This is a genomic window from Cohnella phaseoli (genome assembly GCF_003386235.1).
Taxonomy (GTDB): domain Bacteria; phylum Bacillota; class Bacilli; order Paenibacillales; family Paenibacillaceae; genus Cohnella; species Cohnella phaseoli.
Window position 1 is genome coordinate 93,989 of record NZ_QRDZ01000030.1, and the last position, 22,112, is coordinate 116,100.

Genomic DNA, 22,112 nt, shown 5'->3' on the forward strand with positions numbered 1-22,112 from the left:
ACCGTAATGAGCTCGTTTAAAGTAGGAATTATCGGTTGCGGCGCTCTGGGCAGAACGCATGCGGAGTGTATTAAAGAATTGGAGCATATGGAGACGGTCGCTTATTGCGACGTCCATAGGCCAAGCGCGCAGAAGCTTCTCGAGCAGTTTGGCGGCAAGCTGGCAACGACAGATGTAGAAGATCTTCTAGGCGATACGGAAATCGAGGTGATCTACGTAACTACACAGCACGATACGCATGCGGATTTATGTATTCGTGCTCTGCAGGCGGGGAAGCATGTCCTTGTAGAAAAGCCGATGGCGATGACGGTTGAGGATTGCGTTCGTATCGGAGAGACGGTTAAAGCGACAGGAAGAAAGCTGTTTACGGCGTATAAAATGCGCTATTACAACATGCTCTGGAAAGCGAAGGAATTGATTCCGCAGCCGATTATGGTCGTTATGCAAATGATGGATAGCCGCTGGGGAGAAGGGATTTGGCCTAACGATCCGGTTAAGGGCGGAGGAAACGTGCTAAGCCAGGGCTGTCATTCAACAGACGTTCTGCGTTTCGTTGCCGGAAGCAACCCTAAGGAAGTGTATGCGGCCGGAGGAAATTATTATCAGCAGAGCGGCGTTATCGACAATCTGACAGCCGTATTCCGTTTTAACAATGGGGCGGCCGGAACGCTCATTCAAGGCGATTGCAGCTGTCCTCCGGTTACGAGCAAGTTTTTCATGCAACTGTTCGCCGAGCATAAATCCATTACGATCTCCGATCGTCTAACCAAGCTGACATATGCGGAAGACGGGAAAGAGACGGTAGTTTATGAGGGATCCGAATCCGGATTTCTGGAAGAAAACCGAGCGTTTGAGAAATGTCTAGTCGACGATACGCCTCCGCCGATCGATCATGTGGACGGATTGTATTCTACGCTGATGGTCTTGCAGGCGATTGAATCTTTGAAGAGCGGGAAGCCGGAGAAAATCGAGGAAATCGTAGAGCAGTATGTCTAAGGAATTGCCGATAGCATTTGGATAAAGGCCGGATTGCCGCGTCATCCGGCTTGTTTAACCATGCCCCAATTTCGCGTCTTTTTACGAGACGAATGTGCAACACGATTGTGCAAATTAAACGGATGCTCTGATAAATATCATTTGCCGGGAACGCCGTATGATGGGTTTATAAACACAAATTAATTCACAGTGGGAGAGAGATCATCAATGACTAAATTACGTATGGGAATTATCGGGTGCGGCGGAATGACGGCGGATGCGCATGTTAACGGACTTCTGGAGCTGACGGAAGTGATGGAAGTGACCGCTGTATGCGATATCGATATTAAACAGGCAAATCTGTTACAAGCTAAGCTGCCTAAGGCGATCGCCGTAACGGATTATCGCGATTTGCTTGATTATGTGGATGCCGTATTAATCGCTCTGCCCCATGATTTGCATTATGAGGTCGGGATCGTTTGTCTCGAAGCGGACAAACATGTTTTGATGGAGAAGCCTCTTGCCAACACGCAGGAGGAGTGCGAGGAACTGATACGCGTATCCAAAGAACGGAACTTAACGCTAATGACGGCTTACCCTGTCCGTTTCTGGCCGATCGTGCAAAAGATGAAGGAGCTGATCGAGGCCAAAACCTACGGTGACGTGTTCCAAATGTCGGTTTGGACAGAGCAGCTGACCCATCCCCCAGAGGGACATTGGGCTACAATCGCCAAAAGGTTGGGGGGTGGGCAGTTTTTCAGCCATGGCTGTCATTACGTAGATTTGATGCTTTGGTTCCTCGGCAAGCCGATTAAAGGCACGCACTTCGGCACCAACTTCGGCACGCCTTGGATGGAGAAGGAAGGGACAAGCAACGTCGTTATTGAATTCGAGAACGGGGTTCTCGGCTATCACATGGGAACCTGGGGCGCTCGTGGCAGTCGCTTAGGATATAGCATTCACATCCACTGCACGGAAGGGATGTTGGAATATAACCGCGGCGAAGGCAAGCTTTATCTTCATTCGCAAATGAAAGAAGAGCGGGCTTCGACGGATACGACCTCCGAGGTGCAAATTCTGATGGAGGAGAAGGAAGCGGGCAAGCAAACGCAGTTCGAGATTATGCATTTTCTCGAATGCGTCCGCGACCGGAAGCTGCCGCTAACGAATGGCGATATCAGCCTGCAGGGCTTAAAAGTCATCTGGAAATTGTACGATGCCGAGAGTGTCGGCACGATAGCGGATTTAAGAGGACTTGGTTTAAGCGAGATAGGGATAGAGTGAGGGGGCAACATACAGCCCTTGATTTGGTCGCTTTGTACGATTTTTCGGACAAACGTCCGTCGATTGCGCCTGATCTGAGTTGCTTTATACGATTTTTCGGACAAACATCTACCATTTAAGCCTGATTCGAGCTACGTTGTACGATTTTCCGACTAGCTTCCCTCGCGGGGGCTCTTGGTAGGGCGTAAACGAATGTGCACAAATAGGTCCGCGTGAATCATGATTAGCCTGCAGGCCGCTCATACGCTCCTGAAATCACCTTTTACGGGTTTAACAAATTTCAGGAGCGTATAGCAGCGGAAGGAGATCCATCCCTCTGGCACCTTTACCATCGCTTATCTTTCCAAGCAACTTGCTTGCCTTATGGGACATCCCCTTCCTTTCACTTAATAAACTTCCGCCATGAACTGATTCCGAACGATATTTACGACAGCTTCAATATCGTCATGGTGGGCGACATCCGTAATCCATAGATCGATGCTCGGGAGCAGTTGGCTATCGATTTGCGCGACGGCGCCGCTGAAATTATGGCTTGTCGCTTTGCTTAGGACCTGCCCGATCGCAGTCGACAGATTGGATCGGCGCGTCGCAGGCGTTGTGTCGAAAGCGCTGTCCGGAATGTCCATTAACACTTCGTTTAACGCCTGAGGATCCTTGTAACCGGCCTCGGTTAGAGCGTTCATGATGAAATACATAAAGGCGGTTCCCGCACGAGTGTCGCCCGGGAACGAACCGTCGACATTTTGCAAAGCGAGCTTAGAAGAAATATACGTGAGCAGATTATCCGTAAAATCAAGATCGGCTATATCGGCAAGTTCCTTCTTCAGCACGGGGAAATCCGTGTACCGGTTACCGAGATCCCCAAGCACTTTCAGCAGCATATCATCGACATCGCTATTTCCAAACTTCTTGTTATAGGCAGCCAAGTCCAGAGATTGAACATAATTGTACGCGGCCGGCGTTTCTCCGATGAGCCTCCAACCGTACGGCCAACTGCCGGAATCGGATTGGACCGCTTTCAGATTATTGATTAAACCGTCCATATAAGGCAGCAAGTCGGCATCCGAGGTCAGATCGTAAATGAGACCGAGGATGTGCAGAGCCGTGGCGTCTACATTATAGATTTCGATGGCCGGTCCGACGACTCCGTTAATCGTAACATCGAGCATGTCATAGTAAGGAACCGTACCGCGGGTATGAGCCGCATCGAGCCAAACGTATTTGGTGCCGGGATTCGTCAGCATGTAATCCTTGCCCGCCAAAATGGCGTCAAGATACTCGGGCTTGCCGAACCGCAAATAAGCTTCATATAAACCGAGTATAGCCTGTTGGGTATTAACGGCATTCGTCATCGTTTTGGGACGCAGCGCGCCAAAGCTTGTGTAATCCCATGGGAGCACCCAGCCTCCGTTGGCTTGTTGGGTGTTCAATAATTGCTCGGCTGCGAGGTAGGCTTTGTCCAAATAATCCTTATTGCGAGTGACGTCATACAGCGCGGCATATATCCGGTAGATGCCCGTAATGCTGTTCGTGTCCGCATTCTGCGGATCGGTCGGCCAGTACGAATGGGAAGTTTCCCACATCGAGCCGGACAATAGCGTATCCAGATGGCTGTCGAATAGCTCAGCGCTGCTAACAATGGACTGGCCAATTTCCCATACCGTCGAATCCTGGAGTGTGCCGTATCCGCGATTAAGCAGCTTGTAAGCAATCGTTGAACCGCTCTTCTTCTCATGAAGGACAATCGGAGTTACCAATGCTCCGGGATCGGCGGTGAACGTTCCGGATATATGGATTGTGCCGGTACCGTAATTATCGAGAGCGATAGCTCCGGAGGCGGTATCGAAAGCGAGATCTCCGGCGAGCGCGTAGTTATAGGATGAGCTGCCGTCGGTTAGCTGAGAATGGCTTGATACGGTTAGCGTTTTTCCAAGCAATGCGAAGGTGTCTAACAGCGCTCGCGTGTTGCCGGAGTTTTTGATCTCCAGCGTCAACGTATCCTGGGGCGTTCCTTGAAATAGACCGGAAAGCGGGAGAATGACTGGACTCGGCTGTTCCGTCAGCTTGACGATGCGAGCGTTGTCGAACCACACACTGCCCGAACCGAAATCCAGGAATGGTCTGAAGGCAACGTACGCCGCATTGTCCGGAAGCTTCAAATTCACCGCGATTTCCTGCCAATCGTGGGTGCCCGGCGCACCGGAGAAGCGCCGGTTGTCTATGACCTGACGGCTGGAGTTGTAGACGCCAAGCTCGAAGCCGATGAATTGAGCGGATACGGAGGAGGTTTTATGCTCGATCGAAAAGCGATAGAAGGCACCGCCCTCGACGGGAATCGACCATTGGTTAACGGCTGCGCGGCTGCTGGGGGTAACTCCGGACAAGCGGACCGAGCCTGCGCCTTCGCGGTATACAGTGGTTGAGGTAGCGGCTGTTCCGCCATCCAGAAGCGTATAATCCCAATTGTCCGCAATAGAATCGAAATTGGTGTCGCGCTCGAGAGATCCATTCAGCAATAGGTTGCCGCTAACCAAGCATACCGCTTCGGCTGCATCGAACCATGCGCTTCCGCTCGCATGATCAAGCACCATGCGGAATGAAAAATAAGCCGTATCTGCCGGGGCTTTCTTGGACACGCTTATTTGCTCCCAATCATGCGTTCCGGCATTGGCGGGCTGGCGTATGAATTGGAGCAGTTGATGGGCTTCATCGTAGAAAGCGAGTTCTAATCCGACAAATCCCGTACTGCTCGCCAGTACGACTCCGCTCGTTTTCAGCATCGCCTTAAACTGATATTCTTGGTACTCCTGAGCGGGCAAGTACCACTGGGAGGCAAACGAACGACTGGAGGTAGATGAGCCTTGAAGCCGCACGGACCTTTGTCCCTGATATTTTTCCGCCGTTACGAGCGCCCCCGAGCCGCCGGAGTCCGTGGAGTAATCATATCCGTCCGGGACGGAATTATTATCTGTATCCGCTTCCAAATTGCCGTTCAACAATAGATTTTGTGCATCCGATACGAAGGAGGACACGGAATCGACCCACAGGTCCCCAGAACCGAAATCGAGTGCGGTACGGAAGGCGTACGATGCCGTGCCCGGCGGAGAAATCCATGAGGTCTCGACTTTTTGCCAATCGTGCGTACCTTGGGCGGCGGGAACCCTCACCGAAGCAAGCGCTTGATGCGAGCTATTGTAGAAGACGAGCTCAAGACCGGCAAAGCCGGCAGTCACGTTGTTGGTTTTAATCCATGAGGACATCGTATATCGGGTGTTTTCCGTTGCGGATACGTACCACAGATTGACAAAGGAGCGGCTGAGCGAGGAGGAGCCGGATAGTTTAACGGAGCGGCTTCCCGAATAGGCTACGGATGTGACTAAAGAGGCCGTACCTCCGTTGAGTAAAGTATAATCCCAACCATCCGGCACCCCGTTCGCATCGACATCGGTTTCGAATCCGGGATTAAGAGCCGTATTCGGCTCCGAAGCGAGAGCTTGCCGGGTGCCGATAGGCAACAATCCGACAAAGAGAGTAAAGGCCGTTCCGTAACAAGCGATCCTCTTAAGCCATGTTTTCATTTCTATTTTCCTCCATTCATGTTATTCGTTCCTTCTGTGTAAATTCGTGAGGTTATTTATTATAATAAGGGCAGCATCGTGAACGATCTTTGTCATTCCATCCGATTTTTTTATACTATCGCGTTAAGGGAGACGATCTGTATGGCCTACAAGCGAGTGAAACTTAACGAAGAGATCGTCATTAACCAGATTATTACTTTTCACTACTATGAATTGCCCGGATCCTATGTCACCAAAGGGGAGAAACATAACTTTTGGGAGTTCGTTTACGTGGATAAGGGGGAAATCGACGTCCGGTCGGACAGCGGCGAATTTTCCGTCAAGCAAGGAGAAATTGTCTTTTATAAACCGAATGAATTTCATTCCGGCAACTCGAATGCCAAATTTCCGCCTAATTTGATCATTATTACTTTCGACTGCGATTCGGAAGCGATGAAAATATTCGAAAACAAGAGATTCAGCGTCAACGAGCAGGAGCGAAGATTGCTTACTCAACTAGTTAACGAGGGGTATAATGCGCTCACTCCGCGTCTGGATAAACCTTATAAAAAAGAAATGAAAGCAAAGAAGGACTCGCTATTCGGGAGCCAACAGTTAGTTAAGCTATATTTAGAGACGCTGTTGATTCACTTCGCGCGCAGATTGCGGAAAACCGATTCCCTTTCCAAGCTGGCGTCAACGATGAATGAAAAAAAGGATTCCGATCTGACCAATCAAATTATCCAATTCATGAACCTAACGCTGCACAAAAGCTTATCTCTTAAAGAGGTTTATAATAATTTTACGGTCGGTCGATCGCAGCTTCTACGAACGTTTAAGGTGACAACCGGTTGCGGAGTGATGGAATACTTTAATCGGCTGAAAATAGAGAGGGCCAAAATTCTGATCCGCGAGGAGCAATACAATTATACGGAGATTGCCGAAAAGCTGGGCTATAGCAGCATCCATTATTTCTCGCGCCATTTCAAGCGCTCGACGGGCATGACGCCGACAGCCTACGCCAGATCCGTCAAAGCGAGAATCGAAAATCATCGCTAACCGACAGCGCGAAGATTTAAAGATGGGTCTATTCGATTAGAGTTTTTTTGCGGGTGCAGGAGTCGTCTCGACTTCCTGCACCTTGTCATTTAAACACCATAACGCAAGCCCAGCATATCTTGAGAGATTTGCTCGATGTTCTCATGAGGGCCGATGAAATAATAAACTCGCGACACGTCCGACGACGAACCGGGAGCGTCGATGCTTAATGCGGGCGAGTGATATTCAAGCTCGGCGAAATGACCCAACTGGCCGCCGTCGTAATAAAATTGCATGCAAGATCCCTTGTATTGGGGATCGTCGGGAGGATAATCCGGATAGATGCCGGAGGGATGAACGGTAAATTGACGAACGACGAGACTGCTTCTGTTATCGTCCAAGCGACGCAAATAACCGAATCTGCCCGTTGAAGACAGCGCGTCGACCGACAGCTTAAAGCTGTGAGCGCCTTCGCACGGGATGCGGAAGCCATGGGGCGTAAGCTCCGTATCAACCGTATCCGCTTGGGAGAACATCGTCCGAGGGCCGACGGGTCCGTAGCTCGGGACAAGGATGCGGCCCCTGGGCGGAACCTGCATCACGCTCCATAGGTTGCAGAACCCGGGAGCGGAATCGTCTTTCGCACCGGAGCGCGAAGCGCCGGGAGTTAGAGACATATGGGTATGAACTTCATATCCGATATAGGAGACGGATTCGTCCATCCGAGACGACGAACCCGAGTTCACAGCATAAGGATTAGGCGCTAAAGTGAACTGCTTTTCCAAATGCAGAAGGACGGTTCGGCCGGAAGGGCCATGAAGCAGCTCGCAGTCCATGCTTACGGCGACCAGGGAGTCGGAGGATTGAGCAACCTTCCATTTGCCCGGGTCAAGCTGTGCGGGAACGGCATATTGTCCGGAATCGTCCATGTAGTAATCCCGTTCCGGGCTGATCCAGGTGCGGTCACCGCCCACATTCCAAGAGAGCTCCGGAAGCGGGACTCCGTCGGCGCGCCAGAAGGCGGATTCCTCCTGTTTGTTGGCCCATAAGGCCAAGGCCCGGGCGCCTTGCTCCCGAATCAGCAGTAGACCGCCTTGCCCGTTGGAGAGCAAGACGGTCGGATCGTCCCCATGCGGTTCGTATTTCTTCATTCTATTTGCCCTCGCCCTCGGATTCATCGATAAAACAAAGCAAACAATCCTCGTCCTGAATATGCTGCGTCCAGAGCGCCTCGATCTTCTCCTCGGAGCCGCCGCGGAGCGCGGACAGCAGTGCGGCATGATCGTCGGCGACCTTGCGCAGATCGTCGAAACGACTCGTATTCTTAATGAAATGCAGGCGCAACCGGTTGACGATGCCCGACCAAATCTGCAGCGTATAGGAAGAATCGTCCAGAGAGAGGAGCTGCTCGTGAAATTGAATGTCCTCTTCCACCAGCGCGGGCAAGTCTCCGTCTGCCGCGAATTCCTTCATCCGCTCAACGATCTGCTCAAGCTTGCCGTAGAAAGCTTCGTCTCGTTTGGCACCGCTGTATTTCAAGGCGAACAGCTCCAGCTTCAGACGAATCGGAATCAACAGCTCCGTGACCTCCTCCTTCCGAACGTCGGCGACCGTCGTTTCCCGATAGGGAGAGCTGACGACAAGCCCCAGCGCCTCCAAATCCCGCAAAGCTTCGCGGATAGGTCCGCGGCTGATCGACATTTGCTTGGAAATGTCCAGCTCCTTCAGCTTGTCTCCCGGCTTCAAATGCCCGCCGATAATCGCGCTGCGAATATCGTTCAGCACGCGTTGGCGCAGGGAGAGGTTTTCTTGGCTTTTGAATTGAAAAGTGTCCATGGCTGGCTAAACTCCTTAAGGAAGGTTGGCTTCGTCCGTATCAAGCCTTCTGTTATCGCCATTATAGAGGAATGCGTGTGCATCTTCAACAAATGATTGGTGAAAGTCGATTGTTGACAACTGAAGAGAGCGATTCCCGCTATTTCTCCATAAACCTCTCACGATACTCCGTCGGGGTGAATCCGACCGCTTTTTTGAACACTTTGCTGAAGTAGTTGGTGTTCTCGTAGCCGACGATTTCGGCGATTTCGTAGGTTTTGAGGTGCGGATTCAGCATCAGCTTGCTGGCCTTCTCGATGCGCAGTCTCGTTACGTAATCGATGAAATTTTCCCCGGACTCGCTTTTGAAAATACGGCTGAGATAGGACGCATTAACGGCAAAGCGCTGCGCGACGCTCTCCAGCGTGATTTGTTCTTTGAAGTTTTCTTTAATATAAGCGGCGACGTTTTCGACCAGATCGTCTTTCGGATCTTTTTCTTTTTTCTTGATCTCGTCGAAAAATATCGTCTCCGGTCCGTTCCCGGATTTGGCGTATTTCAGGGCATGAGCGGCTTCCAAAAAGGAATTAGGAATATCCTCCGGTTGGAAATAGCCCTTGCCGATTCCGGCGCAAGTATCCGCGTTCAGAGCGCTCTTCAAGCTCGATCGTACTTGGCCAACGGCTTCTTCGGCATAGTCGGCGCAGGCGTTAGGCGAAGTTCCCGGCAGATAACCGATAAACAATATTTGCTCGTTTTTGGCGGCGGAACTGCGGAAGGACAAGAGCGAGATCGAGTCGAAGCGCAGCATGCCAATGATGTTGTCGATGGCATAGTAGAGCAGCTGGTCGTCGCCTTCGAATTTCTCCTCGGCCAAACGGTCGTAATGGCGAATATGGACGACGGCCATGTGGAAGGCATGGCACTCGACGCGAAGATTAAGCTGGGCCATCAGCCTTTGGAAGCGGGCCGAGGTAACCTGTTGCTCGGTGAGCATAGCGTTGAGATACTGCTCTTTAAGCGCGGGCAAGCTTTGATTCAAGGCTCCTTTTAATTGAAGCTGCTCCTCGCGCTCCATCCGCAGCTTCTCGATGTCGCGAATGGCTGCGGACAGCGATTGGTTAAGATCCTGCTCTCCGATCGGCTTTAAGATATAGTTGACGGCTCGATGGACCATCGCCTGTCGAATCCATTCGAATTCGGCATGTCCGCTGATGACGATAATTTTGAGGTGCGGCAGGTCGGCGTTAATGCGTTCCATGAATTCAATGCCGTTCATCAGAGGCATTTTAATATCGGTCAGAATCACGTCCGGCTTAAGCTCCAACGCCATGCGATAGGCGCTTTCTCCATCGGAAGCTTCTCCGACGAGCTCGGCCTTCAGAAAGTTCCAGCGAATCTGTTCCTTCAGCGATCTGCGCACCCAGACTTCGTCGTCGACGAGCATGATTTTATACATCGTTCCAGCCTCCTTGATGTCTGACCGCCGGGATGAGAAGCACGACCTCCGTGCCTTCGCCGGGAGCGCTCCGAATGCTTAAGCGATAGTTTGCTCCATAAAACAGCTTTAGTCTGGCATCGACGTTGAGAATCCCGATGCTTTCCTTACCGTTTGAAAGTGCAGGAACATCGGCATGTCCCAATGAGCGGCGCAACCGGTCGAGCGTATCCTGATCCATGCCCGCGCCGTTGTCCCGGATTGCGATCTCGATCTTGTCGTCGTGGGTAAGCCGGCCGAGCAGCTCCACCGTTCCGGCGCCCCGTCTCTTATCCAGACCGTGCCGGAACGAATTCTCGATGATCGGCTGAAGCACAAGCTTAACGATTCCGTAGGCCTTAAGCTCCTCCGACATCTGCACCTTAATCCGAACCTCGTCTTCCAGACGGATGCTCTGGATGTCCAAATAGCTTTTGACATGCTCCAGCTCTTGCTCGAAGGGGACGAAGTCTCCCTTTGTTTTTATGCTATACCTTAGCATATATCCGAGCGACCGGGAAGCGTGGTCGATCTCGGGAACCTTCTTGACGACGGCGATGCTGCTGATCAATTGCAAAGTATTATACAGAAAATGGGGATTGATCTGAGCCTGCAGAGCCTTGAATTCCGCATCCTTGCGCAGAATCGTCGCTTTGTATTCGCTTTCGATCAATTCGTTGACTTTGCTGACCATCTGATTAAAGCTGGTGTTTAACTGCCCGATCTCGTCTTTGGAGCGGCCGAGCACCTGTACGTTGAAATCTCCGGCCTCTACCTTTTTCATGGAAAGGTTTAATCTGTAGATCGGCCTGTAAATCGTCAAATAAAGCAGAAGCAGCATGAACGAGAAGATGAAGATCGAAACGACGGTGATCACTCCGTAAAATACGGACAAATTCAACGTATGCTTGTTGATCGATTCATCCGGCGTCACGCTGACGATTTTCCAGCCGGAGATGGCGGAGGTTTGGGTGGTCAAGTGAACCGGGCGACTGTTCACGACCACCTTGGCAGGCTGGTCGTCGGAGCTTGCGATCCGGTCCAGCAGGGATTGGTCGTCTTCTTGAAATTCGATATCCCGATCGCGATAGATCAAGCTGCCGTTATTATCGATGACAAGAAATTTGCTGTCGTACGAATCCGCCGCTCTGCCAATTAACCGACCGATGGAATCGAGCTTGATATCGACGAGCAGCACGCCCAGATGCTCCCCCTCGATATTGCGGATCTCCCTGGCGAACGAGAAGACGTCGCTCGATCCGTTGGAGAGAAGCCAAGACCGGTGCAGGCCGAAAAACGTCGTTTTTCCCTTATTGTTCAGCGTCCGGGAGTACCAGTCTTCTTCCTCCGGGTCGTAGTTCGATTTGATGGCTCCTGCATAAGACTTGTAAAACAAGTTTTTGTTTTTCGTAAAGACGAAGATGCTTGCGATGTCGTTGGACTGCGTCAGGACGTACATGAAAAACTTATCGAACTCCCGGTGGTCCTGAACGAATTCCAGGGAATCGGGCCCGTATTTATCCTTGCTAAGCGTATTGAACAGCACGGACGAATACATAGTCGACGTCATGCCGTCTATTTTCATCAGCCAGTCCTCCAGATTGTTGTTCACTTGAACGGTCATGCCGGACAACGAGGTTTGGATCTCTCGCTTGATCAGGTTAACGGTGTTCGTATAGGAAACGTAATAGATGATAATGACGGGGATAAAAATAGTGAACAGATAAAACAAAATAAATTTTCGTATTAGACCTATGTTTCGCGATCGATTCAACAGCCAGTTGAGCCCATTCTTCACGGAATTCGCCACCCCGAGTCGTCATTTTCTACGGCTTTATGCAAGCAATATACCACAGCCTTCGAGATTTGCAGTAAAAATATTACCCATCGATCGGTAAAGTTTGATTCTTAATTAATGCTCTGTTTGATTCTATACTAAGAGCAGTTGGACTCGTTCTTCAATGGCGCCGTTGAAAAATAGCCAAACTAATCGCGATAGAGTAGGAAGGGGTCCGTTCATGAAAAAGACAATAAAATCGGCCGCAGTCAGCTTGCTCGCCTTATCCGTTCTTGCCGCTTGCGGCAACGGGAAAAATGAAAACGCAGCCAGTCCTTCGTCTAGTCAGCCCGCGTCCTCCGCGGCCGCGACCGACAAGGAGCCGGCCAAATCGGTCACGCTCACTCACTTAACCTGGCGCGTGCCGGATGTGGGCAAAGGGTATGACCTCTTCAAGCAAAAATACGAATCGGAGCATCCGAACGTTAAGATCGAGGTGAACAACATCGCCTCCGATCAATATTTCAATATGCTGCAAACCAAGCTGCTGAGCGGAGATCCGCCGGATATTATTACGACGGCGATGGGAGCGACCGAGCTGATCGCGCAGGTAGAGAACGGCTTCGTCGCGGATTTGACGAACGAGGCTTTCGTGCAGAACATTTTGCCGGGGGCGCTCGACGGAGCCAAAATCGACGGCAAAGTATACGGCATTCCCTACGATCTTGTGTCCCTCGTCGTGTTGTACAACAAGAAGATTTTTGCCGACAACGGCTTGTCGGTGCCGACGAATTACGAGGAGTTCCTGCAAGTGTGCGAAGCGCTGAAAGCCAAAAACATCACTCCGATTTCTTACGGCATCAAGGATTCCTATCTGACTCTGTTCCTGCCGTTCCAGATCGCGCCGACCTCGGTGTACGCCAAAAACCAAAAGTTCGACGCCGGACTGCTGACGGGAGAGACGCAGTTCAACTCCGACGGCTGGAAGAGGGCGCTCGGCATTCCGTTCGAGCTGAAAGAGAAAGGCTATTTCACCGAAAACGCATTAGGCGTGGGCGACCAGCAGAGCGTCGAAATGTTCGCTCGCGGCGAAGCGGCCATGACCATTAACGGAACGTTCGGAGTCAGCGTGGCGAGAGCGGCTAATCCGGACTTGGAGCTGGGTATGTTCCCGTTCCCGGGCAACGAGCCGGGCGAGGAGAATTGGATGGCCTTAAACGTCGGACAGATTATGGCGCTGTCCAGCTCCAGCAAAAACCTGGAAGAGGGCAAGAAGTATTTGGCGGCATGGGCCGACAAAGCTTATGCGCAAGCTTGGACGGACGAAGCCAAGTCGATCTCCACGATCGAGGGAGTCACCAACGATTTCGATCCCGTTCAGAACGATATGACCGAGTACTTGGCCAAGACGAAAACTTGGCAGTTCGCCAACGCGGGATGGCCGCCGGGCGTGTCGGATGCGTTCATGAAGACGTTCCAAGAGGTCTACGCCGGCAAAGGTACGGTAGACGATATCCTTGTCGCGATGGACAAAGCGGTCGAGCAAGCCAAATCGCTGCAAAAATAACGGGAGTTTCAGGTGCAGCTTCGTTCCGGTCTTGACTTGAGCGAAGCTGCATTTTCAGTAAGGAGGCAGAACTTGAAATTGAACAGACGCATAACCACCTCGATGACTTGGTTCACATTTTTGATCCCCGCGCTCATTTTGTACGGCGCTTTTTTTATCTATCCTTCGGCGGGGAGTTTGTATTACAGCTTTACGGATTGGGCGGGCCTTTCCAAAAACATCGACTTCGTAGGTTTTCGCAATTATATCCGCATTTTCGAGGATGAGGCGCTGCTGAGCGCAATCAAAAACACCGTTATTCTCGTTGTGATCGTAACCGTGCTTCAGAACGTCTTGGCTCTAGCTCTGGCGGAAGCGCTGAATGGAAACATCAAATCGCGCAACCTGCTGCGGACGGTTTTCTTCCTTCCGGCCGTCATGAGCACGCTCGCGGTCGGGTTTATTTGGAGCTACCTATACAATCCCGTCGACGGCGTAATCAACGCATTGCTGAGAAGCATCGGTCTGTCCTCGCTGGCGCAAGACTGGCTGGGCAACCCGGATACCGCGTTGTACGCGATAATCGTGATCCTGATTTGGCAGAACGCCGGGTACTCAATGGTCATCTATTTGTCCGGATTGCAGAGCATTTCGGAGACGTATTACGAAGCGGCTTCGATCGACGGAGCCAATTATGCGCAGAAGTTCAAGCACATCACCTTCCCGCTAATCGGTCCTGCCATTACGATCAACGTGGTCCTGTGCGTCATCGGGGGCATGAAAACCTTCGACGTCATTTACGCGACGACCGGCGGCGGGCCCGGATACGCGACGGAGACGTTCGCCAGCATTTTATTTCGCAAAGCGTTCAGCGGAATGGCCGAATTCGGATACGGCTCCGCCGTTGCCGTCGTCTTGTTCGTCGTCATCCTGCTTGTCTCCAATCTCTTGACGAAATTTCTGAGAGGGAGAGAGGTGGAATCATGAGCAGAAGCGCAACCGGACTGAAAAAATATTATTTATCGCTGGAGCTGCTGCTGATCGCAGTGGGAGCATGTTCGTTTTATCCCGTTTTCCTTATGATCGCGGATGCGTTCAAGACGAGAGAGGGAATGGCCGCTCGCCCTTTCGGCTTGCCCGGCGCCTCCGACTTTACGCTGGACAATTTGAAGAACGCCATCTACAACCTGAAGTTTTATCAGCCGCTGTTCAACAGCGCGTGGATTACACTCGCGTCCATCGTGTTGGTTATTCTCGTTTCATCGCTTGCGGCTTATCCGATCGCCAGGCAGAAGACAAGACTGTATAAGTTCATGTACTTCTTCTTTCTCGCGGGACTGATGATTCCGTATCAATTGGCGATGATTACGCTGTATAAGGAAGTCATGTGGCTGGGGCTGATGAATCAAGGTATGGGATTGGTTCTCGTGTACGGGGGTATCTTCCTTTCGTTCCCGATCTTCTTTTACAGCGGATTCATCAAAACCGTCCCCTATGAGCTGGAAGAGGCTGCACTTATGGACGGATACGGCCGATATCGGATTTTTTTCAGCATTGTTTTCCCTTTGCTAAAGCCGGCGACGGCGACGATTACTGTATTAATGATCCTTAGTCTGTGGAACGAGTTTACGATGGCGCTGCTCTTTCTGCAAAAGCCGGACAAGGTGACTTTAACGGTCGTTACGTACGCCTTCAAAGGTCAGTATCACGTCCATTGGCCGAACATGTTCGCAGGTCTGCTCATTTCGATTGTCCCGATGGTTGTCCTGTTTCTGTCTGTGCAAAGGTTTTTCATCCGCGGAATTACCGCAGGAGCATTAAAAGGTTGAACGAGCAAGGCGGTACGGGTTAGCGAATGTTAGCGAGTACATTCTCCATCCATGAGGAGGTTCTTAATGATGATTAAGAAATCAAGCCTGCTTCTGATTGCGATCTGCTGCTTGTTGGCTTCAATTCCGGCGTTGTTCGTTGATGCGGATCATGCGCATGCCAATGCCAGCGTAAGCATTTCTTTGAAAAATAACACGAAATCGTATAACGGCGCGACGAGCGGCATGGGAGGGACCGTGATGCCTTTCGGTTATCTCCCCCATATGCAGGTCAAAGATTTTAATGACGACGATCTGGCCGAGCTCGTTACGCAGTTCAAGAAAACGGGCTCGACCGTCGCGAGGCTGTGGGTGAACGGGGATTGGTTCGAACCGGTGAACGACAATTCCGATCCGGACGTCATGAACGACGCGGGGTTTACGTGGAATAGCTTAGGCATGCAAAGCCTGTACAAGTACATCGAAGCTTTCCAGCAAGCGGGGGTCGATTGTTTCGTCGACATCATCTATCAAGAGCCTAAGCTGATGTATCCTTGGTTGATTGCATCCCCCGTGGAACCGCTAAGCGGACCGGCGGCCGGGAAAATTGAAGAATACGCCGAGCATGCCGCCGCTCTGGTCAAACAGCTGACGGTCGTCAAAGGGTATACGAACGTGAAGTTTTTCTCCGTCGCGGGCGAGCCTAACAATTATTTCATCTCTCCTACGGGCGTCAGTTACATCGACCATTACAAGGCGTCGATGACGGCCATTCACGATCGGCTGGAGCGCGAGAACCTACTGCAATACGTGAAGCTGATCGCCCCGGAGATCGGCTCTTCCGATCACGACGCGGGAGATTGGCTGAGCGAATTGTCGCTCGATATTCCGTCAAGCATCGACGCGTATTCGATCCATTCGGGGTCCACGAAGAAGGATTCGACGGACGGAACCTTCGTCGCGCAGATGACGGACTTTATAGACACGATCAAAGCCAACGATCCGAACGGCGCGGACAAGCCGTTCATGATCACCGACTATTTTTCGACCGGCAGCATTCGAACGCCGGAGGACGGGATTAACGCCGTTGCGATGATCGCCAACGGGCTTCGTATCGGTATTTCCGAATTCGGCAGATGGTCGTTCGCCGAAGACATATGGCCGGGAGGCACCAACCAGACTTCGACAAGCTTCGGAGATTACGGCTACGGCATCATTGGCAGCAAGCAGGAGAACTTTACGGTAAAGCCTACCTATAAGGCGACGGCTTTGATGCATAAGTTCGTCCCTCGCGGATCGACGACCTATCGGGCCGAGACTTCGAATGAAGCCGTCATTCCCGCAATGATTAAGACCGCAAACGGCAAGCATACAATCATCGTCGTGAATTGGTCCGACGAGGCGGCGGACGTCTCTTTTAATCTCGAAAATCCGATCGGTACGACGTTCAAAAAATATCGTTTTTGGAGCTTGCAGACGGATATGGTAGACAAGTTCGGAGAGCTTCCGGTCAGCTTCGCGACGCAAACCGTGAGCGGCACCTCTTTCACGGATACCGTTCCCGCGAACACCGTTTATTTCTATACCGACATTCCGGACGACGTCGCCCCCGGACAAGTCGCGGGAGTCGGCGCGGTCTCGTCCGACTTCAAGAAATCCACGGTAACCTGGACGGCCAACGTCGAACCCGATCTGGCTTACTATCGCATCTATCGAAGCGAGACGAGCGGCTTTATTCCTTCCCGCACGAACAAAATCGGCGAGAGGTGGATTAAGCCGGGAGGATCGCCGCAATTCGACGATAAGAACGTAGAGCAAGGAAAGACTTATTATTACAAGGTTTCCGCGGTGGACACCTCCGAGAACGAAGGCCTTTACTCGGCGGAAGCTTCCGTTACGATCGGCAATGAATCCTATTCCAATACGTTAACGGTCGACTCGTCGGGAGCCTATTTCGAGATCAACGCCGATTACGAGGGCGGATACAAGGTCAGGCTGGACAAGAGCTCGGGTACGATCGGGTTTCTGCAAGACCAATTAGGATTCAACCGGCTTAACCTTGGAATCGATCAATATTCCGTTCCCTTGGTCTTAAAGAACGGGCCGTCGGCCTTTACCAACGTCGTGGTTAACGGAGGGGCCGAGAGCGGCGCATCGGCTCCGGACGACTGGTCGACCTGGAATAGCGGAGGCGGAACGCTAACCTGGGATTCGGCGGTTACGCACAGCGGTGTCCGCTCGCTCAAAATTCAAAATTCGTCCACATCGGTCAACTCGGTGTGGCTACAGAACATTCCCGGCATCAGTGCGGGGAAGGATTACGAGGTATCTTATTGGGTGAAGACCGACAGCGTGGACGGACCCTCTAATGGCGGACAGGGAGTCTATTTCAACGTGCAATTCCTCGATTCGAATGGCGCGGTTCTCGGAGCGACCGGCGGATTCGACGGCGCGTCGAACGTAGGCACGCACGGCTGGCTGAATTTCACGTCCAGAGTTCGTCCGCCTGCGGGCACGTCTTCAATTTTGCTGGGCGCGTTAATGTACGGCAACAGCGGAACCGTATGGTTCGACGATATCAGCATCGAGCTTCTGCCCGACATTGCCGTATCCGGCTCGCTTGCCCAGACTTATGTCGCGGATTCGGTTACGTATACGGACGTTTCTTCCGCGCAGAAGCGAATTAAGACGGTTGTCGGAGATACGTCGCTTACGTACGACTTCTTTAACGACCGAATCGAAATGAAGGTCGAGGGTCCGAACGCGGGAGGTTATCTGATCGAAGCGGGAGATTTGGTTACCCGCAATTTGACGACGGCCGCCTGGTCGGACGGGTCCAAGGATACGATCAGCGACACAGCGCCCGGATTCGCCTATACGAAGAACGCGACGAGCTTGACGCTGTATCAGCCGCCATCCGCTCAAGCGATTAAGTACGAGTTCTCGGGAAGCAAATCGGTCACGCTCAAGAACGGTTATCGCTTCCGCGGCTATTATTCGAGGTTTCAGGTGAACAGCGGAGAAACGTTTACGATGAAATTGCCCAAGATGGCTCTCAATTCGAACGGAGGAGCGGAAGCGGGAACGACATCGCCTGCAGATTGGAGCAATTGGAATGCGAACGGACACGGCTCTCTGGAGTGGGATTCCAGCGTCGCGCACTGGGGCGCTAAATCCTTGAAAATCGTCAATGACGAAACGGATCATTCGGCCTGGATTACCGCGGTGGACAATCTTGACGTCGCCAGCACCTATAGATGGTCCGGATGGATGAAGACGTCGGCAGTCGCGGGGACGCAAGGGGCATACATTTCCGTCGAAGCGAAGGATGCCGCTTATCAAGTTCTTGGCGTATACCGCATTCCGTTTGTGACGGGCACGAACGATTGGAGAAAAGTCGAGCTCGTCTTTAATCCGCCCGAGGGCACCGAACATTTTCTGTTGGAGGGCAATTTGTACTCCGCTACGGGTACGGTGTGGTTCGACGACTTCGAATTGAACGTCGCGGATACGGGACTGAGCAATGCCGGAGCGGAATTGGGGACGGGAGCTCCGACCGGTTGGACGGGATGGTCATCGTCCGGTACACCGTTCGCGTGGGATACCGTCACGGCGTATCAAGGGCAAAAATCGCTGAAGATTACGAACGATGCGAATCAAAATTCCAGCTGGTATACAAACCGCACGAATCTGCAAGCGGGCAAGGAGTACGAATTCGGCGGATGGATTAAAACTTCCGGCGTAACGTCGGGTGCGATGGGGGCGCAGTTCGCGGCGATCGCCATGGATTCGAACGGCAATTGGATGAACGTCGGCCTTACGTCGGCTTTGTCGGGAACCCAGGACTGGACGTATGTCACGGGAAAGATCACCCTGCCTCCGAATGCGGTCTCTCTTAACCTAGAGGCTCAATTGCACGGCGTTAACGGAACGGCTTGGTTTGACGAGATGTTCGTTCGTCTGGTGGATAAATCATGATGCGCATCGGAAACGGAGAAGCTCATTGGATTTGGGATGGAGACGATCCGCGGAAGAGGAATCGCTGGGTGATCTTCCGCAAAAAATTTACCTTGGATGAGCTCGTCGAGGAATCCTCTTGGCTGCATATAACGGCCGACAGCAAGTACGCCGCTTACGTAAACGGCCGCTTTATCGGAACAGGACCCGCAAGGGGCTGGCCTTCGACCCCGTTCTACGACACCTATGACATCGGAGAGCATCTACGGACGCAGGACAATGTCGTTGCTATTCTCGTTCAGCATTACGGAATTTCTACCTTTCAATATATAGAAGGAAGAGGAAGTTTGCTTGCCCGGTTGGAGCTTGCCGGGAGCGAAGGCCGGACATCGGCGATCGGCAGCGATCGCTCTTGGCGGGTCCATCCTCACGAAGGATATGCAAGGAGCGCCGAACGAATCTGCTGTCAATTGGCCTGGACGGAAATTTACGATGCGAACGGGATGGACGAATGGTGGAAGGATATTTCTTGTGAAGACGACGAATGGGACTTAGCTGTCGAGCTTAAGGAGGAGGTCGGCTTGCCCTGGCAGGCCGTCCGGAAACGGGATATCCCCCATCTGACGGAAACGGTAATTTATCCTCGCGCTGTCGAGGGAGTAAGACGGGTTGTTCCGAGAGGACAGTCCGTCTCTCTCGATCTGCAGCCGAACCTGTTCCCGGAGAGCAGGGACGCGAATCCCCGCAAGGTGCTGGCATTGGTAGCTTGCCAGATCGTCGCTCCGCGGGAAATGCCGTGCGTCATATCTTTTCCATGGGACAACTGGCTATCAACTTACGGCAGCCTTTCCGTCAAGGGGACGATTTACGAGGTGTCGGCAAGCAGGGAAGTCGAGATTCGGCTCCTTGCGGGCGCGAATTTATTTCTTATGCGAATTAGCGAGCCTTTCCATCTCGGTTCCGTGTTTTTTAACGCGCAGGCGGATGAGCCCGTTACTTTCGTCGTCCCGGGCGAACCCTCGGCGAGCTTCGTTACCCTCGGTCCCTTCCGAAGCCGAACTCTCGCGCAAACGGGGGAAAATCTTCCGCAGACGGAGGAGGATTGGGAGACGGACGAGAGGTTCGAGAAGGCCTGGCAGGCGAAAGAATGGGGGGACCTGCTAAGCTTCCGCCAGTGGATTCGCCCGATCGCTCCGGAGCAGACGTGCCGGGACAACGTGTATATGCCGAACAGATACAAGGACATTGTGCAAGAGATTCCGCTAACGCCCGACTTGCAGAATATGATCCTGCCTAACTCGGCATACGGTATGCTGTACCCGGATTCGCAAGGGGATATCGAACTGCTGCTTGATTTCGGCCAGGAAGCGACGGGATATATTCAGTTCGAACTGGATGCGGAGCAAGGAACGGTCGTCGATTGCTATGGCGTGGAGCGGGTGGGAGCGGATCTCGCTCCCGAGCATTCGGAGGGGATGAACAATACGCTGCGATACGTATCGCGTGAAGGGAAGCAGCTGTACCGGTCTCTTGTACGACGCGGATTCCGCTATCTATTCGTCACCTTCAGAAAGGCCAAGCGACCGATCAAAGTGTTTGATGTTCACGTTCGATTCAGTACGTACCCCGTGACAGAAAACGGTCGACTGGAGTGCTCGGACGAGAGGCTGAACCGAATATGGGACATCTCTAGGAAAACGTTGCTGGCCTGCATGGAGGATACGCTTGTCGATTGCCCCGCCTATGAGCAGACGTTCTGGGTCGGCGATGCCAGAAACGTTTCATTGGTGAACTACTACTGCTTCGGTTCGTATCCTTTAATCCGCCGCTGCTTGAGCTTGGTAGCAGGCTCCCTGCAGCGCTCCCCCGTGACGGAATCGCAGGTTCCGAGCGGCTGGCATAACGTTCTGACGGCCTGGTCGCTGCTTTGGGTGGCCGCTTGCAAGGAGTATTACGTGTACTCCGGAGACGTCGCGTTCTTGAAGGAAATCTATCCGAGCTTACAAAGGAATATGGAAGGGTTTCTGGCTCGCTTGAACGATCGAGACCTTCTACAAATGAACGCGTGGAACATGCTGGAGTGGGCTGCGATGGATACGCCCGACGACGGAATCGCGACTCATCTGAACGCGAGCTTGGCCAACGCGCTGGAAGCCGTAGCCGATATAGCCGAGGAGCTGGCCTACGAGCGGGATGCGGCAAGGTGGAGGCAGGTCGCGGAGAAAATCAAGCTGGCCGTCAACCGCTGGCTATGGGACGAGGAAAAGTTGGCGTATGCGGATAGCTTGCGTTCGGACGGAACGTTATCGAACGTCTTCAGCATGCAAACGCAAGTGATGGTTTATTTGGCGGACTGCGCGTCTGGAAGTCGGAAGACGAGGCTGGAGCAATATTTGCAGCAGCCTCCGGATTCGTTCGTGCAGATCGTGAACCCGTTCATGCTGTTCTTCTACTTTGAAGCGTTGTCGCGCATCGAACGCCAGAACCAAATCGTCGAGCTTATTCGGGAGGTATGGGGCCGGATGATCGACGAGGGAACGGAGAGCTGCTGGGAAACCGTCAGCCGTCCGGATATGGACCGCCCGACCCGCAGCTATTGCCACGCTTGGTCCACTGCGCCTGGGTATTTTATGGGCTCCGAGATTCTCGGCGTACGTCCATTGGCGCCGGGATTTACTCGTGCGCTGATCGATCCGAAGCCTTGCGGTCTGCACTGGGCGAAGGGGGCCGTGCCCGTGCCCCAAGGCACAATCGAGATCGAATGGAGGAGCGCCGCAGACGGAATATCGCTGCAATACGCGGCTCCGCCAGGGATCGAAGTCGTGATAGGGCGGGATGTCGTTCATCACGTCAGGATCGAATACGGGGAATAAGAGAA

General features: G+C 52.5%; 13 protein-coding genes. 8 read left to right on the plus strand and 5 right to left on the minus strand.

Going from position 1 to position 22,112, the window contains the following annotated elements:
• Nucleotides 1-6 precede the first annotated feature (6 nt).
• Both DFP98_RS29485 and DFP98_RS29490 read left to right on the plus strand, forming a co-directional pair.
• Nucleotides 7-996 (plus strand): Gfo/Idh/MocA family protein, encoded by a 990-nt coding sequence (locus tag DFP98_RS29485; protein ID WP_181918014.1) that lies wholly within the window; start codon nucleotides 7-9, stop codon nucleotides 994-996.
• Nucleotides 997-1,203: 207 nt separating this feature from the next.
• Nucleotides 1,204-2,259: a Gfo/Idh/MocA family protein gene (locus DFP98_RS29490; RefSeq protein ID WP_116064216.1), complete on the plus strand. Its 1,056-nt coding sequence runs from the start codon at nucleotides 1,204-1,206 to the stop codon at nucleotides 2,257-2,259.
• Nucleotides 2,260-2,645: 386 nt separating this feature from the next.
• Here the strand turns inward: DFP98_RS29490 and DFP98_RS29495 are convergent, their stop codons facing one another.
• The gene (locus DFP98_RS29495; protein ID WP_116064217.1) at nucleotides 2,646-5,837 is read right to left on the minus strand and encodes a hypothetical protein; all 3,192 of its coding nucleotides are present in this window, start codon (nucleotides 5,835-5,837) and stop codon (nucleotides 2,646-2,648) included.
• Between the two features lie 141 nt (nucleotides 5,838-5,978).
• On the opposite strand from DFP98_RS29495, the gene DFP98_RS29500 reads away from it, so the two are divergent.
• On the plus strand, nucleotides 5,979-6,875 hold the full coding sequence (locus DFP98_RS29500) for a helix-turn-helix domain-containing protein (protein WP_116064218.1): 897 nt from the start codon (nucleotides 5,979-5,981) through the stop codon (nucleotides 6,873-6,875).
• 89 nt (nucleotides 6,876-6,964) lie between these two features.
• Here DFP98_RS29500 and DFP98_RS29505 read toward each other — a convergent pair whose 3' ends face one another.
• The 4 genes from DFP98_RS29505 to DFP98_RS29520 all read right to left on the minus strand — a co-directional run bounded on the left by DFP98_RS29505 (nucleotide 6,965) and on the right by DFP98_RS29520 (nucleotide 11,944).
• Entirely contained in the window at nucleotides 6,965-8,005 is a 1,041-nt protein-coding gene (locus DFP98_RS29505; protein ID WP_116064219.1) for a DUF6786 family protein, read from the minus strand.
• A gap of 1 nt (nucleotide 8,006) precedes the next feature.
• Nucleotides 8,007-8,690, minus strand: a complete 684-nt coding sequence (locus tag DFP98_RS29510) for a GntR family transcriptional regulator (protein WP_116064220.1) — start codon at nucleotides 8,688-8,690, stop codon at nucleotides 8,007-8,009.
• A 139-nt stretch (nucleotides 8,691-8,829) separates the two neighbouring features.
• The gene (locus DFP98_RS29515; RefSeq protein ID WP_116064221.1) at nucleotides 8,830-10,128 is read right to left on the minus strand and encodes a response regulator; all 1,299 of its coding nucleotides are present in this window, start codon (nucleotides 10,126-10,128) and stop codon (nucleotides 8,830-8,832) included.
• On the minus strand, nucleotides 10,121-11,944 hold the full coding sequence (locus DFP98_RS29520) for a sensor histidine kinase (RefSeq protein WP_147310294.1): 1,824 nt from the start codon (nucleotides 11,942-11,944) through the stop codon (nucleotides 10,121-10,123). Before DFP98_RS29520 ends, DFP98_RS29515 begins: the two co-directional genes overlap by 8 nt.
• Nucleotides 11,945-12,164: 220 nt before the next feature.
• On the opposite strand from DFP98_RS29520, the gene DFP98_RS29525 reads away from it, so the two are divergent.
• The 5 genes from DFP98_RS29525 to DFP98_RS29545 all read left to right on the plus strand — a co-directional run bounded on the left by DFP98_RS29525 (nucleotide 12,165) and on the right by DFP98_RS29545 (nucleotide 22,107).
• Nucleotides 12,165-13,490 (plus strand): ABC transporter substrate-binding protein, encoded by a 1,326-nt coding sequence (locus DFP98_RS29525; RefSeq protein ID WP_181918015.1) that lies wholly within the window; start codon nucleotides 12,165-12,167, stop codon nucleotides 13,488-13,490.
• A 72-nt stretch (nucleotides 13,491-13,562) separates the two neighbouring features.
• Nucleotides 13,563-14,456 (plus strand): carbohydrate ABC transporter permease, encoded by an 894-nt coding sequence (locus DFP98_RS29530; protein ID WP_116064224.1) that lies wholly within the window; start codon nucleotides 13,563-13,565, stop codon nucleotides 14,454-14,456.
• Nucleotides 14,453-15,298, plus strand: a complete 846-nt coding sequence (locus DFP98_RS29535) for a carbohydrate ABC transporter permease (RefSeq protein WP_116064225.1) — start codon at nucleotides 14,453-14,455, stop codon at nucleotides 15,296-15,298. Before DFP98_RS29530 ends, DFP98_RS29535 begins: the two co-directional genes overlap by 4 nt.
• A gap of 66 nt (nucleotides 15,299-15,364) precedes the next feature.
• Nucleotides 15,365-19,255, plus strand: coding sequence for a carbohydrate binding domain-containing protein (locus DFP98_RS29540; RefSeq protein WP_220377190.1), 3,891 nt, complete (start codon nucleotides 15,365-15,367; stop codon nucleotides 19,253-19,255).
• Nucleotides 19,252-22,107: a family 78 glycoside hydrolase catalytic domain gene (locus DFP98_RS29545; RefSeq protein WP_116064227.1), complete on the plus strand. Its 2,856-nt coding sequence runs from the start codon at nucleotides 19,252-19,254 to the stop codon at nucleotides 22,105-22,107. The genes DFP98_RS29540 and DFP98_RS29545 overlap by 4 nt, the downstream gene beginning before the upstream one ends.
• The last annotated feature ends 5 nt before the right edge of the window (nucleotides 22,108-22,112 follow it).

Coding starts and splice junctions, on each gene's coding strand:
- DFP98_RS29485 (WP_181918014.1), top strand. CDS start 7: ATGAGCTCGTTTAAAGTAGGAATTATCGGTTGCGGCGCTCTGGGCAGA.
- DFP98_RS29490 (WP_116064216.1), top strand. CDS start 1,204: ATGACTAAATTACGTATGGGAATTATCGGGTGCGGCGGAATGACGGCG.
- DFP98_RS29495 (WP_116064217.1), bottom strand. CDS start 5,837: ATGAAAACATGGCTTAAGAGGATCGCTTGTTACGGAACGGCCTTTACT.
- DFP98_RS29500 (WP_116064218.1), top strand. CDS start 5,979: ATGGCCTACAAGCGAGTGAAACTTAACGAAGAGATCGTCATTAACCAG.
- DFP98_RS29505 (WP_116064219.1), bottom strand. CDS start 8,005: ATGAAGAAATACGAACCGCATGGGGACGATCCGACCGTCTTGCTCTCC.
- DFP98_RS29510 (WP_116064220.1), bottom strand. CDS start 8,690: ATGGACACTTTTCAATTCAAAAGCCAAGAAAACCTCTCCCTGCGCCAA.
- DFP98_RS29515 (WP_116064221.1), bottom strand. CDS start 10,128: ATGTATAAAATCATGCTCGTCGACGACGAAGTCTGGGTGCGCAGATCG.
- DFP98_RS29525 (WP_181918015.1), top strand. CDS start 12,165: ATGAAAAAGACAATAAAATCGGCCGCAGTCAGCTTGCTCGCCTTATCC.
- DFP98_RS29535 (WP_116064225.1), top strand. CDS start 14,453: ATGAGCAGAAGCGCAACCGGACTGAAAAAATATTATTTATCGCTGGAG.
- DFP98_RS29540 (WP_220377190.1), top strand. CDS start 15,365: ATGATGATTAAGAAATCAAGCCTGCTTCTGATTGCGATCTGCTGCTTG.
- DFP98_RS29545 (WP_116064227.1), top strand. CDS start 19,252: ATGATGCGCATCGGAAACGGAGAAGCTCATTGGATTTGGGATGGAGAC.